Raw genomic sequence first — 13,658 nt, forward strand, 5'->3', positions numbered from 1 at the left:
CTAGAAATCCGGCCTTCGCGTGGCGCTTTGAAAGGGAAGAAACATGGCTGTTGAATATCTGAAGCGCGGCAAGCCCGAGACAGAACGTTCCGAAGACGATGCCAAGGTCCGCGCGATTGTCGAAGGAACGCTGAGAGACATCGAGACCCGCGGCGATGTTGCCGTTCGCGAATTGTCCGGGAAGTTCGATAACTACACGCCGGAGAGCTTCCGGTTGAGCGCATCCGAAATTGAAGCCCTGATGAATCAGGTCGCCCCGCGCGATATGGAAGACATCAAGTTTGCGCAGGAGCAGGTCCGCAACTTCGCACAGGCCCAGCGCGACTCCATGCTAGACATCGAGGTCGAGACCATGCCGGGTGTGATCTTGGGCCACAAGAACATTCCGGTTCAGTCTGTCGGGTGTTATGTGCCCGGCGGCAAATTTCCGATGGTCGCATCAGCCCATATGTCGGTGGCAACAGCTTCGGTCGCTAAGGTACCGCGCATCATCGCTGCAACGCCGCCATTCAAAGGCGCTCCCAACCCGGCGGTGATTGCCGCCATGCATCTGGGCGGAGCGCACGAGATCTATGTGCTTGGCGGGATCCAGGCAGTTGGGGCCATGGCGATCGGCACCGAGACCATAGATCCGGTTCATATGCTTGTCGGCCCGGGCAATGCTTTTGTGGCCGAGGCAAAACGCCAGTTGTTCGGCCGGGTTGGCATCGATCTATTTGCCGGCCCCACCGAAACCATGGTGATTGCCGATGAGACGGTGGATGCGGAACTGTGCGCAACAGATCTCCTCGGACAAGCCGAGCATGGCTACAACTCGCCAGCCGTATTGGTGACCAATTCACGCAAGCTTGCCAATGAGACGCTGGAAGAAATCGACCGGCTTCTCAAGATCCTGCCGACAGCGGACACAGCGGCAAAGTCCTGGGAGGACTATGGCGAAGTCATTCTGTGCGACACCTATGATGAAATGCTCGCCGTTGCCGATGACATTGCATCCGAGCATGTTCAGGTGATGACAGACCGGGATGACTGGTTCCTGGACAACATGACCTGCTACGGGGCGCTTTTCCTGGGTGCACGGACAAACGTTGCAAATGGCGACAAGGTTATCGGCACCAACCACACGCTGCCCACCAAGAAGGCCGGGCGTTACACCGGCGGCCTTTGGGTCGGCAAGTTCCTGAAGACGCATTCCTATCAGAAAGTCCTCACGGACAAGGCTGCAGCCGAAATCGGCGCCTATTGCTCGCGGCTATGCATGCTCGAAGGGTTTGTCGGTCACGCGGAACAAGCCAACATCCGGGTCCGCCGGTATGGCGGCGGCAATGTGCCTTATGGGGAGGCAGCTGAATGATCAAGGTTCATGGCCGCATAACCTCGGCAAATGTCCAGCCCGTTATATGGTGCCTGTCGGAACTGGGCGTCCCGTTTGAGCGCCTGGATGTTGGCGGGCCTTTCGGTGGCAACGACACCCCGGAATACCTGAAGATGAACCCGCTCGGACTGGTACCGGTCCTTGAGGACAATGGGCATGCTATCTCGGAAGCGGCAACGATCCTGCGTTACCTCATGCGCCAATATGGGGATCATCCGGGTGATCCGATGGCGGCTGCCCGGATCGAACGGTGGGCCGACATGTCCCGGCAGCACATTTACGTCCCGCTTATCCCGACCATCTTCATTCAGATGGTCAGGACCACTGCAGATGCCCGGAATCAAGCAGCGGTTGATGGTGCTGTTGCAGCGCTGAAGACCTCGATGACCATCGTCCAGGACCTGATCACGGACGGGATCATCGGGGGTGAGAGCCTGAACCTTGCGGATTACCAGATCGGCGCCCTGCTGTACCGGTATTACGAACTCGACTTCGAACGTGCGGATTTGCCGGGCCTTCGGTCCTACTACCAGCGCCTGTGCGACCGGCCCGCATATCGCGAGGCTGTCATGGTCGAGTTTGCACATATGAAAGTGCCCGGCGCATGACATTGGACCGGCACACACAGCACAAGTCTCTGATCGCGCCGCTTCGCGCGGCCATGTATGACTTTGAGGAAAGTGCCGTCCGCCGTGCCCTTTCGGATCTGTGTGGCCCTGGGGTCGTGGTTCATCTTTGCCATCCATTTGGCGACCTGGATGGCGCAGATGCTTTTTATACCAAAGCGTATGCTCCCTTGTTGAAGTCCATTCCGGACCTGGAACGCCGCGACACCATCGTCATGGCGGGACCAACGGCTGACGGAAACGATTGGCTCGGATGCGGCGGCTATTACACCGGAACCTTCACTGCGCCTTGGCTCGACATTCCGGCGACCGGTCATCAGGTTGCCATGCGCTTTCATGAATTCTACCGGTTTGAAGACGGCAAGGCCGTTGAGATCCAGGCGCTCTGGGATATTCCCGAACTCATGATGCAGGCGGATGCCTGGCCGATGGCCCCGAGCCTTGGCCGGGAATGGCACGTACCCGGACCGGCAACCCAGGACGGCATTGTTCCGGGTCCCTACGACGAAACGACAGGCAGTGCCACCTGCCGCCTTATCCTGGACATGCTCGATCACCTCACCCGCCATCCTGCCCAGGGCGGTCCAGAGGTGATGGAGCTGCCGAAGTTCTGGCACAGCCGTATGAGCTGGTATGGTCCGGCCGGGATTGGGACCGGACGGGGTATCCGTGGCTTCAGGACCTGGCACCAGCTTCCGTTCCTGAGCGCGATGCCGGATCGCGGCCAGTCGGACGAGCCCGTGGATGCTCACTTCTTCGGCGACCGCAATTACGCAGCGGTTACCGGCTGGCCGAACATGGTTCAGACGGTGACCCATGACGGTTGGCTGGGCATTGCACCGTCCGGGCAGCGCATCACCCTGCGCAGTCTTGATTTCTGGCGGGTGGAAAATGGTCTGATCCGGGAAAACTGGGTGCTTGTCGACCTCCTGCATGCTTTTGCGCAATTGGGCGTTGACGTTTTCCGCCGGCTTCGGGAATTCAACAAGGCCCGTCCGGGCTTTGATCCAGAAACCGGAGTTGCTCTGTCATGATCGATCTTCCTTCTACGCCCAGTTTTTCCTTGAGTGGCAAGCGTGTGCTGGTCGCCGGTGCCTCTTCGGGTATAGGGCTTGCGTGTGCCGCAGCGCTTGCGGAGGCTGGCGGCGATGTGGTGCTGGCGGCGCGGCGCACCGACAAGCTTCAGGACGCTGTGGCCGCCATGACTGCGAAAGGGTGGTCCGCTTCGGCTCTCCAGCTTGACATCGCAGATGTGCTTGAAGTTGAGGTCAGTGTCGCCCGGCACGGGCCGTTTGACGTGCTGGTCAACAGCGCCGGTCTTGCCCGCCATACGCCGTCGCTTGAAACCACCCCTGAAGATTTTGACGCGGTCATGAACGTCAATCTTCGCGGGGCCTATTTCATCACCCAGTGCGTCGCAAAAGGATTGATCGCAGCCGGGAAGCCCGGATCCTTGATCAACATGTCGTCCCAAATGGCACATGTGGGCGGGATCGACCGGGCTGTCTACTGCGCGTCGAAATTTGCGGTGGAAGGGTTCACCAAGGCCATGGCTCTGGAATTCGGCCCGAAAAAAATCCGCGTCAACACCATCTGCCCGACCTTCATCCGCACACCCTTGACCGAACCGACCTTCGACAACCCGGAGCGGGTGAAATGGATCGAAGAGAAGATCAAACTCGGGCGGACCGGAACTGTCGAAGACATCATGGGCGCGGTGCTTTACCTGGCCAGTGATGCCTCCTCGCTTGTGACAGGAACATCGCTGCTGGTTGACGGAGGCTGGACGGCAGACTGATGCCCGGAGAAAAAGTCACATCCGTTGATGTTGCAAAACGGGCGGGGGTCAGCCAGTCCGCGGTGAGCCGCGTCTTTACGCAAGGCGCGTCCGTTTCCCCGAAAATGGCGGAAAAGGTCCACAAGGCCGCCCAGGAACTCGGATACCGCCCGAATGTATTGGCCCGGTCCCTCATTACCGGACGCTCCAAAATCATTGGGCTGGTGGTCGCCTATCTGGAAAACCAGTTCTATCCGGATGCGCTGGAAAAGCTGTCGAATGCCCTTCAGGCTCACGGCTACCACATTCTCGTTTTCATGGTGTCCAACGAGGATGCCAGCGTCGACAAGGTTATGGGCGAGCTGCTGGATTATCAGGTGGACGGGATCATTACCGCCTCTGTCGGCATGTCGAATGATCTGGCGGCACGCTGTGCGGCAGCCGGTGTTCCCGTCGTACTGTTCAACCGGGGCCAGGACGATGACCGGCTGAATCAGGTGACATCCAATAATTTTGAGGGCGGCCGCCAAATTGCAAAATTCCTGGCAGCAAGCGGTCATGAGCGGATAGCTCACATCGCCGGATGGTCGGGCTCTTCGACCGGACGCGACCGGGAGGCTGGTTTCCGCGTTGGCTTAAAAGACGCTGGCCTCGAGCTCTGCGCCTGTATTGACGGCATGTACAAGCGCGAAACGGCTGCTGCGGCTGCAATAGAGTTATTTTCCGGTTCTGACCGGCCGGACGCCGTCTTCGTCGGAAACGACCACATGGCCTTCGCCGTTATGGACGTCCTGCGCTTCGAACTGAAACTGGACGTTCCAGGGGACGTGTCCGTGGTCGGCTACGATGACGTCCCTCTGGCCTCCTGGCCCGCTTATGACCTGACCACCTTGCGCCAGCCCTCGAACCGCATGGTCGAGGCCACGGTTGCAACGCTGCTTGGCTGGATCGAAGACGGCAGCACCAGCATTCAGAAGATTCAAATTGATGGGCCGTTGATGGTCCGGGGCTCGGCCCGAATACCGCAAGGATGGAATGATGAAAGGCTTTGATGCCCGCTGGAAGGACTTCCCGGACTACATCATCGGGATAACCAAAGAGATCTGGGAAGAGCGCAAGATCGCAACCCTCCATCATTACTATTCCGGCGACATCATTGTCCGCTCGCCCGGGTCGATCGTTGTTGGAAATGAAGATGTTATCGGCGCAACAATGGCGACCCTTGCCGAGTTTCCCGACCGCACCCTTCTGGGCGAGGACGTCATCTGGTCGGGCACACCCGAAGACGGCATGCTGTCCTCCCACAGAATTCTGTCGACCGCGACGCATGCGGGAAACGGTGTTTATGGCCAGGCGACCGGCAAGACGCTGCGCTACCGGATTATTGCGGACTGCCATGCGGTCAACAATCAAATCAACGACGAATGGCTTATCCGGGATCAGGGCGCCATCGTCCGGCAGATGGGTTGGGATCCGAAGGACTATGCCCTTGATCTGATTGAGCGCGAAGGTGGACCTGAGAACTGCGTAAAACCCTTCACGCCAGACATGGACAGACCTGGCCCCTACACCGGGCACGGCAATGACAATGAATGGGGCGGCAAGTACGCCGACCTTCTCACCCGGATGATGGGTGCGGACATGGCGGCCATCGAGAACCACTATGATCGCGCTTGCCAATTGGCCTATCCGGGGGGCGTTAACGGCTGTTCCTGGGGCGATGCCGACCGGTTCTGGATGAGCCTGCGGGCGAGCCTGCCCTCCGCCGACTTCAAGATCGAGCATCAGATCGGACGCGATGATCCCATGATGCCGCCAAGAGCCGCGCTTCGGTGGTCCCTGACCGGAACGCATGACGGCTGGGGCATGTTCGGCAAACCGACCGGCGCAGAGGTTCATGTCATGGGGGCGGCCCATGCCGAGTTCGGCCCCTGGGGCCTGCGCCGGGAATATGTGCTTTTCGACGAAACGGCGGTCTGGAAGCAGATTGCCTTGAAAACCGGCTGATGTCAGCGAAACCTTGAAGGTCCAGTCATGACCCCCGAAGAAATGGAAACCCGGATTGTCCGTTATGGCGATTTGAAGCCCTGCCGGACTGCATTTATCGACGCACACACGCCCGGATCCGATCAGAAAGAGAACTTCACCATCATCGGTGGCGGCGTTTCAGAGAGCCCGGACCAGCATGTGCACATCAAGGACACGCCGGGCTTCAACATCGGCGCCGCGGGCCAGCCGCCCAAGTGCCGGAATTCCTTGCACTCCCACACGACAGCCGAGGTCTTTTATGTCCTGAAAGGGCGCTGGCGGTTCTTCTGGGGGCGCTGGGGAACGGCCGGTGAAGTGGTCCTCGAAGAAGGGGACATTTTCAATATCCCCACGGGTATCTTTCGCGGATTTGAAAACATCGGAACCGACTACGGGATGATCATGGCCATCCTGGGCGGAGATGATGCCGGAGGCGGCGTCATCTGGGCACCGCAGGTGATTGAGGATGCGAAAGACCATGGGCTGGTTCTGGGCAAGAACGGTGTTCTTTACGACACGAAGAAGGGGCAGACCCTTCCCGACAGCGTCCCGCCGATGCCGTTGTTGAGCGATGAAGACCTGAAAGGCTTCCCCGAACCTGGCAATGTCGACGTGGTGAAGGATCATGTCGCCCGCTACTGGGACATGATGGCACTGGCGGCCAATGCGCCCTGCAAGGTTATCGGAGAAACAGCGCTGTTGAAGGACAAGCCCGGTTTCGATGTCGAATTCCTGACGCGCGGCTCCATCCCCGAAACTCCTTACCGGCTGGACCGCCATGAAATCCTCATGATCATGCGGGGCCATTGGAAAATAACCTGGGGCGGCGGTGAAAATACCCTCGCTCCGGGGGACACATGCGCGGTGCCGCCTGGACTGGAGCATTCTCTTGTTCCGTCCATGAGCGGCGAGGCCAGTCTTTACCGGGTCACAAACACCGACGATCCGGCCGGCCCCACCTGGAAAAACTGAACCAGCAGCAGCCCCGGTCAACGGCCGGGGCTGCACTTGGGCCCCGGAAAAAAGGGGCTGCCTCAAAAACATAGAGGGGGAAACCATGGCTAAAATTGACGTCTCGCATGTAGGGTCGCTGCCGCGCACTCAGGAAGTCGTCGACTTCATATTCGCCCGCGAACAGGAGCAGCCTTATGATGAGGCGGCATTTGATGCGGCGATGGCCAAGGCGGTCTCGGATACCGTCCGGAAGCAGGTGGACGCAGGGGTCACGATTGTCAGCGATGGCGAGACCTCAAAGATCTCCTATGCGACCTATGTGAAAGACCGCTACACCGGCTTTTCCGGTGACAGCCCCCGGAACGCACCCGCCGACCTGAAGCTCTATCCGAGTTTTCTGAAACGCATTGCCGAAAGCGGCGGCACACCCAAATACGCCCGGCCCATGTGCACCGGCGAAGTCCGGTCTAAGGGCCAGGGCGAATTGGAAAAGGACATCGCCAACCTGAAAGCGGCGATGGCGGAACACGGCGCGGAGCGCGGTTTCATGAACGCGGCCTCGCCTGGTGTCATTTCCCTGTTCCTGCAAAATGATTTCTACGAGACACGTGCTGCCTATCTTGAAGCGCTTGCAGACGCCATGAAGGCCGAATACGAGACCATCGTGGCATCTGGTCTTGATCTTCAGCTGGATTGTCCGGACCTCGCCTTGTCCCGCCACATGCTGTTCACCGATCTGTCGGACGAGGAGTTCATCAAAATTGCCGCAAGCCATGTGGAAGCGCTCAACCATGCGCTTCAAAACATTGATCCGGCCAAGGTCCGCATTCACATCTGCTGGGGCAATTACGAAGGCCCGCATGTGTGCGACATCTCCATGGACAAAGTGTTCACGACACTGATGGAGGCGCGGGCGCGCTATATTCTTTTCGAGACCTCCAATCCCCGGCATGCCCATGAATGGACGGTGTTCCGGGACAGGAAAGCGGAAATCCCGGACGACAAAATTCTTGTACCTGGTGTCGTGGACACCACCACCAATTTCGTGGAGCACCCGGAGGTCGTGGCGCAGCGCCTGGAGCGGTTCGTTCCGATAGTCGGAACAGATCGGGTAATCGCCGGTTCCGATTGCGGTTTTGGAACTTTCGCAGGGTTTGGCGCTGTCGATCCAGACATTGCCTATGCCAAGCTCGGCGCACTGGCTGAAGGGGCGGCGATCGCTGCTGCGCGGGCGTGACACCGCTTTTGCTTCTACCCGGCATGATGTGTGATGCCCGCCTCTTCGGTCCTCAAATCGCGGCTTTTTCCGGTCAGCGTGCTGTCCATCTCGGCCCGCTCACGGGCCATGATACGGTCGAAGATCTCGCGGCGGACGTTCTGGCATCGGCGCCTCCGGTATTTGCACTCGCCGGACTTTCCATGGGCGGGATCGTTGCCATGGAAGTTGCCCGCCAGGCACCGGAGCGCATCGACCGGATCGCCTTGCTTGACACAAATCCGCGCGCGGAATTGGACGATGTCAGGGCCCGGCGGCTCCCTCAGATCGAGAAGGTCCGCAGAGGCGGCCTGAAAGAGGTCATGCGGGATGAACTCAAACCCAACTATCTGGCCAACGGCCCGCTCCGCCAGGATGTTCTCAACACCTGCATGGAAATGGCCCTCGATCTGGGCCCGGAAGTCTTTGAACGCCAGTCTAGGGCCTTGGCGGCACGCCCGGATCAGCAGGAAACGCTGCGCGGGCTGTCCTGCCCAGCGCTGGTTCTAATGGGCCGGGAAGACCGGCTGTGCCCGCTGGACCGGCACGAATTGATGCATGACCTGCTACAAGATTCAGTCCTTGAGATCATCGGTAATGCCGGACACCTGCCGACCCTCGAACAACCTGTTGCGGTCAATGCCGCATTCCAAACATGGCTGGAGCGTTGATGGATACCGACCTTCTAGATCTTCTTAAAACGGTCGATACACCGACCGTTTGCAACGCCATCGAGGTCGCGCAAGGCCGCAGAGGCTTCAACCGTTTCACTCGGGGGACGATGCTCGCCTCAGATCCTCAGGGCGGCGCCATGGTGGGATATGCCAGAACCGCGAAGATTTCGGCCCTTGCACCGCCGACAGAGCCCGCTGATGTTATCAGGACAAGGCGGATGGACTATTACAGGTACATGAGCGAAGGCCCGCGCCCGGCGATCACGGTCGTGGAGGACGTGGATTACCCCAATGCAATCGGCGCCTATTGGGGCGAGATCAACACAACCGTTCACAAGGGCCTAGGTCTCTCGGGCGCCTTGACCAACGGTGTCATGCGGGATCTGGGCGACTTGCCCGACGGCTTTCCTGTTGTGGCCGGCTCCATCGGACCGAGCCATGGCTATGTGCATGTGAAGGAGATCGGCGGCCCGGTCAAAATCTTCGGGCTCGACATTCATCCTGGCGAGCTGATCCATGCAGACCGCCATGGCGCACTGGTTGTTCCTGAAGACATCATTCCAGCGCTTGGCGGGGCAATCCGAAAACTATTGGAAACGGAAAAGCTGGTGCTCGCCCCTGCCCGTGAACCCGGTTTCAATTTCGAGAAATTCGAAGCCGCCTGGAGCGCGTTCGAAAAGGCAAGGACTTGAGGCGATAGATCCGGCTCGGCCGCGCAGCGGCGGGCGAGCACTTGCCCATAATGAAAAAGCCGCCCAGGCCGGGCGGCTTTTTGACCTTAGACGTCCGTATAGCTACACCGTGCCGCCGAGAGAGTCTTCCAGGGCCACGAGCTCCTGCCCCCCGGCCATCATATCCTGCAGCTCTTCAGGCGTGATCTGGCCACGCTGCGCCGTACCAAGGGTCTTGCCGCGATTGAGAACAGTGAAGCGGTCCCCGACTGCAAGGGCATGGCGGACATTGTGGGTGATGAAGACCACGGCAATATCCTGTTTGCGCACCTTGTCGATGGTGGCAAGCACATTGGCGGTCTGCCGGACACCCAATGCCGATGTGGGCTCGTCGAGGATCAGGACCTTGGCACCGAAATGCACGGCGCGGGCAATGGCAACCGTCTGGCGTTCCCCGCCCGAGAGCGTTCCTACAGCCTGATCCGGTCCGCGCAGATTGATGCCCATCTTGCCCATTTCTTCCATCGTGACCCGGTTGGCATAGTCGTGATCGAAAAGTTTGAGCGGGCCGATCCGGCGCACCGGCTCGTTGCCCATGAAGAAATTCCGGCTCACCGACATGAGCGGGATCATGGCCAGATCCTGATAGACGGTGGCAATGCCTGCGGAAATCGCGTCCCGCGGATCCGCGAAGTGCATTGGTTTGTCTTCAAACAGGATCTCGCCCTTCGTGGGCTTGTGAACGCCGGACATTGTCTTGATGAAAGTGGATTTGCCAGCCCCGTTGTCGCCAAGAAGGCAATGGCATTCGCCCGGGTAGATGTCGACCGAGACACCGGCCAGTGCGATCACCGAGCCGAAATGCTTCTCGATGCCTTTCATCTGGATGATGGGAGCATGTGTCGAGCTCATCTTATCTCTCCCCAGTGATGATGCGGCGAATGTAGGTGTTCAGGATCACCGCAAACAACAGGATCACACCGAGGAACACTCTGAAAAGGGAACTTTCGACACCTGCAAAGAACAGCCCCTGTTGGACCACACCGAAGATCAGCGCCCCCAGAGCCGCTCCAATCACCGATCCGTATCCGCCGGTCAAAAGCGCGCCGCCGATCACAACGGCGATGATGGCTTCGAACTCCTTCAAGAGCCCCCGGTCGGCCCCGGCCGAACCGAACTCCATGACCTGGCAGGTTGCAAACACGGTCGCGCAGAAGGCCGTGAACATGAACATCAGGATTTTAACCCGGTTCACCGGCACACCGACATAACGCGCTGCCTGGGCATCCCCGCCTGCTGCAAAGATCCAGTTCCCGAACTGTGTACGGGTCAAAAGGATATGACCAAAGATGACCAGCGCGATCGCCCAGACAATCAACATCGGGACGCCCTCGACAACTGGCTGTCCGGCGCGCGAGCCGCGTTCGAAAACATCTATGATGCCCGCTTCCCCCATCCAGGTGAAGAAACCGGTCAGGACTTTTCCGCCGAACAGGGCCGCAAGCCAATCGCCTTCAGCTGCCCGGTCAACCCCGCCGATAATGGTTTTGCGTTCGATGATTTGCGGCAGGTAAATCGTGAACCCGCGCAGGATGAACAGAAACGCAAGCGTCACAATGAAACTTGGAAGGCCCGTGCGTACGACGATGTAGCCGTTGAGCCCGCCAATAGCGACCGTCAAGGCAAAGGTCACGAGGATAGCCTGCCACACCGGCCACTCCAGAGTGACCGTGAAGATCGCGATCATCATCCCGGAAAAGCCGATCATGGATCCGACGGACAGGTCGAATTCGCCAGCGATCATCAAGAGACAGGCGCCGACCGCAATGATCATGAACTGCGCCGAAACCGTCGACCAGTTCATCATGCCTTGCGCGTTGAACATGCCGCTGTCGCCAGCGAAGATGAGAAAAAGCGAAAATACGATGATGGTGCCGCAGATCCCGCCCAGTTCTGGACGGATCAGCGCTTTGCGAAGGCCCGATTGCTGTTTGACCCGTTCATCGGAAATCGCTGCGGCGTTGGCCTCAGTCATTTAGCCTCTCCCCGGCTCTGTCTTATTTTTGTGAAGCTCGTGAAAAAGGGCGGCGGGGTCCGCCGCCCTATCAGTGCGTAAAGGTTAGCGGTATTCGCCCGCATACTTCTCCACGAGTGTCAGGCCGTCTTTGGTCACGAAACCCGGGCCCGAGTTGATGTTGTTACCCGGCAGCACGCCATAGCGGTGGTAGTTTGTCATAACCACGACCGGAAGATAGGCCTGCAGGAACGGCTGTTGGTCGATGCCCCAGTTGATGACACCGCTCTTGATGCCTTCCACGATGTTTTCACCGAGGTCGAAGGTGCCGAAATAAATGTCGCCGGCCATGCCGTTTTCATCGAGCGCCAGCAGGGTCGGGTCCGCGCTGGTCGGCCCAAGCGTCAAGATGGCATCCGTGTCCGGATTTGCATTGAGATAGGCAAGAACACGGTTCTTGATCTCGGCAGGATCCTGGCCACTGTCGATCATCTGATCGCCGAGCTCGACGCCAAGACCATCAGCAAAGCCCTGGCAGCGTTCGGTCGACGACGGGGAGCTAATGTAGTGGTTCACGCAAAGGAAGCTCGTGATGCCGTCGCCCTTTGCCCGCAGACCGGCCGCGTGTCCGGCGTCATATTCCGGCTGGCCGACATACATCAGGGCGCCAACCTCACGCGCCTGATCCGGCGTTCCGGAGTTCATGATGATGACATCGATCCCGGAGGCAACCGCATCCTTGATCGGGCCGGACAGAACATCCGGGTCCGACAGGGTCGTGATGATCCCGTTCGGGCCGGAGGCAGCTGCCTGCTCAATGATACGGGCCATGTCCGCAAGGTCGCCTGTCGGCGGGTTGCGGTACTCCACTTCGACGCCCATTTGGTCGCCCGCAAGCGCGATGCCGTTCTTGATTGTATTCCACCAGCTGTCGCTGTCCGGCGCATGGCTGACAAGAATGTACTTCTCACCTTCAGCAGATGCGACTTGCGCGCCTGCAAACGGCGCTACGACGACTGCTGCTGCAAGCAACAGCGACTTAAGAGTTGATCTCATTCCTTCCTCCCAAGGATTACCATTCTCATGGTCAAAGAGCGGCTCTTTGTCCTCTCTCACAAGCAGGAAACCATGAACCAAAGATATTTGCAACCGGTTGCAAAAATGAAAATGGAAATTCATACTGCCCGGAACAGTCAGTTGGGATATGAACCCCACTGGGCATTTGGAATGATGAGATCAATGACCGTTACATTAAAAGAAGTTGCCGAACTTGCGGGCGTTTCCCGCTCTGCGGTGTCGCGCACCTTTACGGACGGAGCATCGGTCTCTGAAAAAACCCGCCGCAAGGTGGAAAAGGCCGCAGTAAAGCTCGGCTACACACCCAACTTCCTCGCCCGCGGCTTAACCACGCGGCGCACCAAGCTTGTCGGCCTCGTCTCCAACAACTTTCACAATCCGATTTTTCTGGAGGTTTTCGACCAGTTCACCCGCAAGCTCCAAAGCGTCGGACTGCGCCCGCTTCTGGTCAATCTGTCGGATGAAACCGATCCGGAGGCCTCAGTCAGGATGCTGCGCCAATACTCCGTCGATGGGGTCGTGGTCGCGTCCTCCACGCTCCCGCCGGGTTTTTCAAAAGCGTTCAAGGATGCCGGGGTACCCGTGGTGAACAGCTTCGGACGCTATTCGAGCGCACCGGAGTTTCATGTGGTCGGGATCGACAACGTGGAATGCGGCCGCATGGCGGCAAAGGCACTGATGAGCCGCGGGCACACGCGTGTTGCCTTTCTGGGCGGCCCGGAAACAGCCACCTCAACCCAGGACCGTTTCAAAGGCTTTCAGGAAGAGCTGTCGCATCACCGCGGGATCGACATGACCTATACCTATGCGAAAGCCTATTCCTTTGAGGCGGGCCGGGAAGAAATGAAACGCCTGCTGGCCGAAGCCCCGCCAGCTGAAGCCTATTTCTGCGGGGATGATGTCTTGTCGATTGGCGTCTTGAGCGCCATTAAAGACGCTGGCTTGAGCGTCCCGGACGATATCGGCATCATCGGCCTCAATGACATGGAAATGGCAGGCTGGCAGACCATCAACCTGACCACGATCCGCCAGCCGGTCCAGCAGATCATCAACTCGTCGGTCGAACTGATCGTGTCCATGCTCGAAGACCCGTCCCGTTATCCGGAAGCACGGCTATTTCCCTGCCAGGTGATCGAACGCGGCACCCTGCGCCCGGTCCGGAGTGAGACCAGCGGGCGATAAACCGAACCCGATTTACCGTCCAAAG

14 protein-coding genes are annotated in these 13,658 nt (G+C 59.0%); 11 read left to right on the forward strand and 3 right to left on the reverse strand.

Annotated features, from left to right (window positions below; genetic code table 11):
- Positions 1-43 precede the first annotated feature (43 nt).
- The 10 genes from hisD (at position 44) to E1180_RS13985 (ending at position 9,381) form a co-directional block, all read left to right on the forward strand.
- Entirely contained in the window at positions 44-1,354 is a 1,311-nt protein-coding gene (hisD, locus tag E1180_RS13940) for a histidinol dehydrogenase (protein ID WP_155191825.1), read from the forward strand.
- On the forward strand, positions 1,351-1,983 hold the full coding sequence (locus tag E1180_RS13945) for a glutathione S-transferase family protein (RefSeq protein WP_155191826.1): 633 nt from the start codon (positions 1,351-1,353) through the stop codon (positions 1,981-1,983). Before hisD ends, E1180_RS13945 begins: the two co-directional genes overlap by 4 nt.
- Entirely contained in the window at positions 1,980-3,035 is a 1,056-nt protein-coding gene (locus E1180_RS13950; RefSeq protein WP_155191827.1) for an ester cyclase, read from the forward strand. Before E1180_RS13945 ends, E1180_RS13950 begins: the two co-directional genes overlap by 4 nt.
- A complete protein-coding gene (locus tag E1180_RS13955) occupies positions 3,032-3,799 on the forward strand; it encodes an SDR family NAD(P)-dependent oxidoreductase (RefSeq protein WP_155191828.1) in 768 nt (255 codons plus the stop codon). Before E1180_RS13950 ends, E1180_RS13955 begins: the two co-directional genes overlap by 4 nt.
- On the forward strand, positions 3,799-4,830 hold the full coding sequence (locus E1180_RS13960) for a LacI family DNA-binding transcriptional regulator (protein ID WP_155191829.1): 1,032 nt from the start codon (positions 3,799-3,801) through the stop codon (positions 4,828-4,830). The genes E1180_RS13955 and E1180_RS13960 overlap by 1 nt, the downstream gene beginning before the upstream one ends.
- Positions 4,814-5,785, forward strand: a complete 972-nt coding sequence (locus E1180_RS13965) for a nuclear transport factor 2 family protein (protein WP_208997138.1) — start codon at positions 4,814-4,816, stop codon at positions 5,783-5,785. Before E1180_RS13960 ends, E1180_RS13965 begins: the two co-directional genes overlap by 17 nt.
- Before the next feature lie 27 nt (positions 5,786-5,812).
- Entirely contained in the window at positions 5,813-6,778 is a 966-nt protein-coding gene (locus tag E1180_RS13970; RefSeq protein ID WP_155191830.1) for a cupin domain-containing protein, read from the forward strand.
- A gap of 85 nt (positions 6,779-6,863) precedes the next feature.
- On the forward strand, positions 6,864-7,997 hold the full coding sequence (locus E1180_RS13975; protein WP_155191831.1) for a cobalamin-independent methionine synthase II family protein: 1,134 nt from the start codon (positions 6,864-6,866) through the stop codon (positions 7,995-7,997).
- Positions 7,994-8,686, forward strand: a complete 693-nt coding sequence (locus E1180_RS13980) for an alpha/beta fold hydrolase (protein ID WP_283404378.1) — start codon at positions 7,994-7,996, stop codon at positions 8,684-8,686. Before E1180_RS13975 ends, E1180_RS13980 begins: the two co-directional genes overlap by 4 nt.
- Positions 8,686-9,381, forward strand: a complete 696-nt coding sequence (locus E1180_RS13985) for an RraA family protein (protein WP_155191832.1) — start codon at positions 8,686-8,688, stop codon at positions 9,379-9,381. The genes E1180_RS13980 and E1180_RS13985 overlap by 1 nt, the downstream gene beginning before the upstream one ends.
- A gap of 102 nt (positions 9,382-9,483) precedes the next feature.
- Here the strand turns inward: E1180_RS13985 and E1180_RS13990 are convergent, their stop codons facing one another.
- The 3 genes from E1180_RS13990 to E1180_RS14000 all read right to left on the reverse strand — a co-directional run bounded on the left by E1180_RS13990 (position 9,484) and on the right by E1180_RS14000 (position 12,430).
- On the reverse strand, positions 9,484-10,242 hold the full coding sequence (locus tag E1180_RS13990) for an ATP-binding cassette domain-containing protein (RefSeq protein WP_244314074.1): 759 nt from the start codon (positions 10,240-10,242) through the stop codon (positions 9,484-9,486).
- A gap of 31 nt (positions 10,243-10,273) precedes the next feature.
- Entirely contained in the window at positions 10,274-11,395 is a 1,122-nt protein-coding gene (locus E1180_RS13995) for an ABC transporter permease (RefSeq protein WP_155191834.1), read from the reverse strand.
- Positions 11,396-11,479: 84 nt separating this feature from the next.
- Complete coding sequence (locus tag E1180_RS14000; protein WP_155191835.1) at positions 11,480-12,430, reverse strand: sugar ABC transporter substrate-binding protein; 951 nt, start codon at positions 12,428-12,430, stop codon at positions 11,480-11,482.
- Positions 12,431-12,613: 183 nt separating this feature from the next.
- On the opposite strand from E1180_RS14000, the gene E1180_RS14005 reads away from it, so the two are divergent.
- Entirely contained in the window at positions 12,614-13,633 is a 1,020-nt protein-coding gene (locus tag E1180_RS14005) for a LacI family DNA-binding transcriptional regulator (protein ID WP_155191836.1), read from the forward strand.
- The last annotated feature ends 25 nt before the right edge of the window (positions 13,634-13,658 follow it).

The sequence above is a fragment of the Roseibium denhamense genome (genome assembly GCF_009711415.1).
Lineage (GTDB): Bacteria > Pseudomonadota > Alphaproteobacteria > Rhizobiales > Stappiaceae > Roseibium > Roseibium denhamense.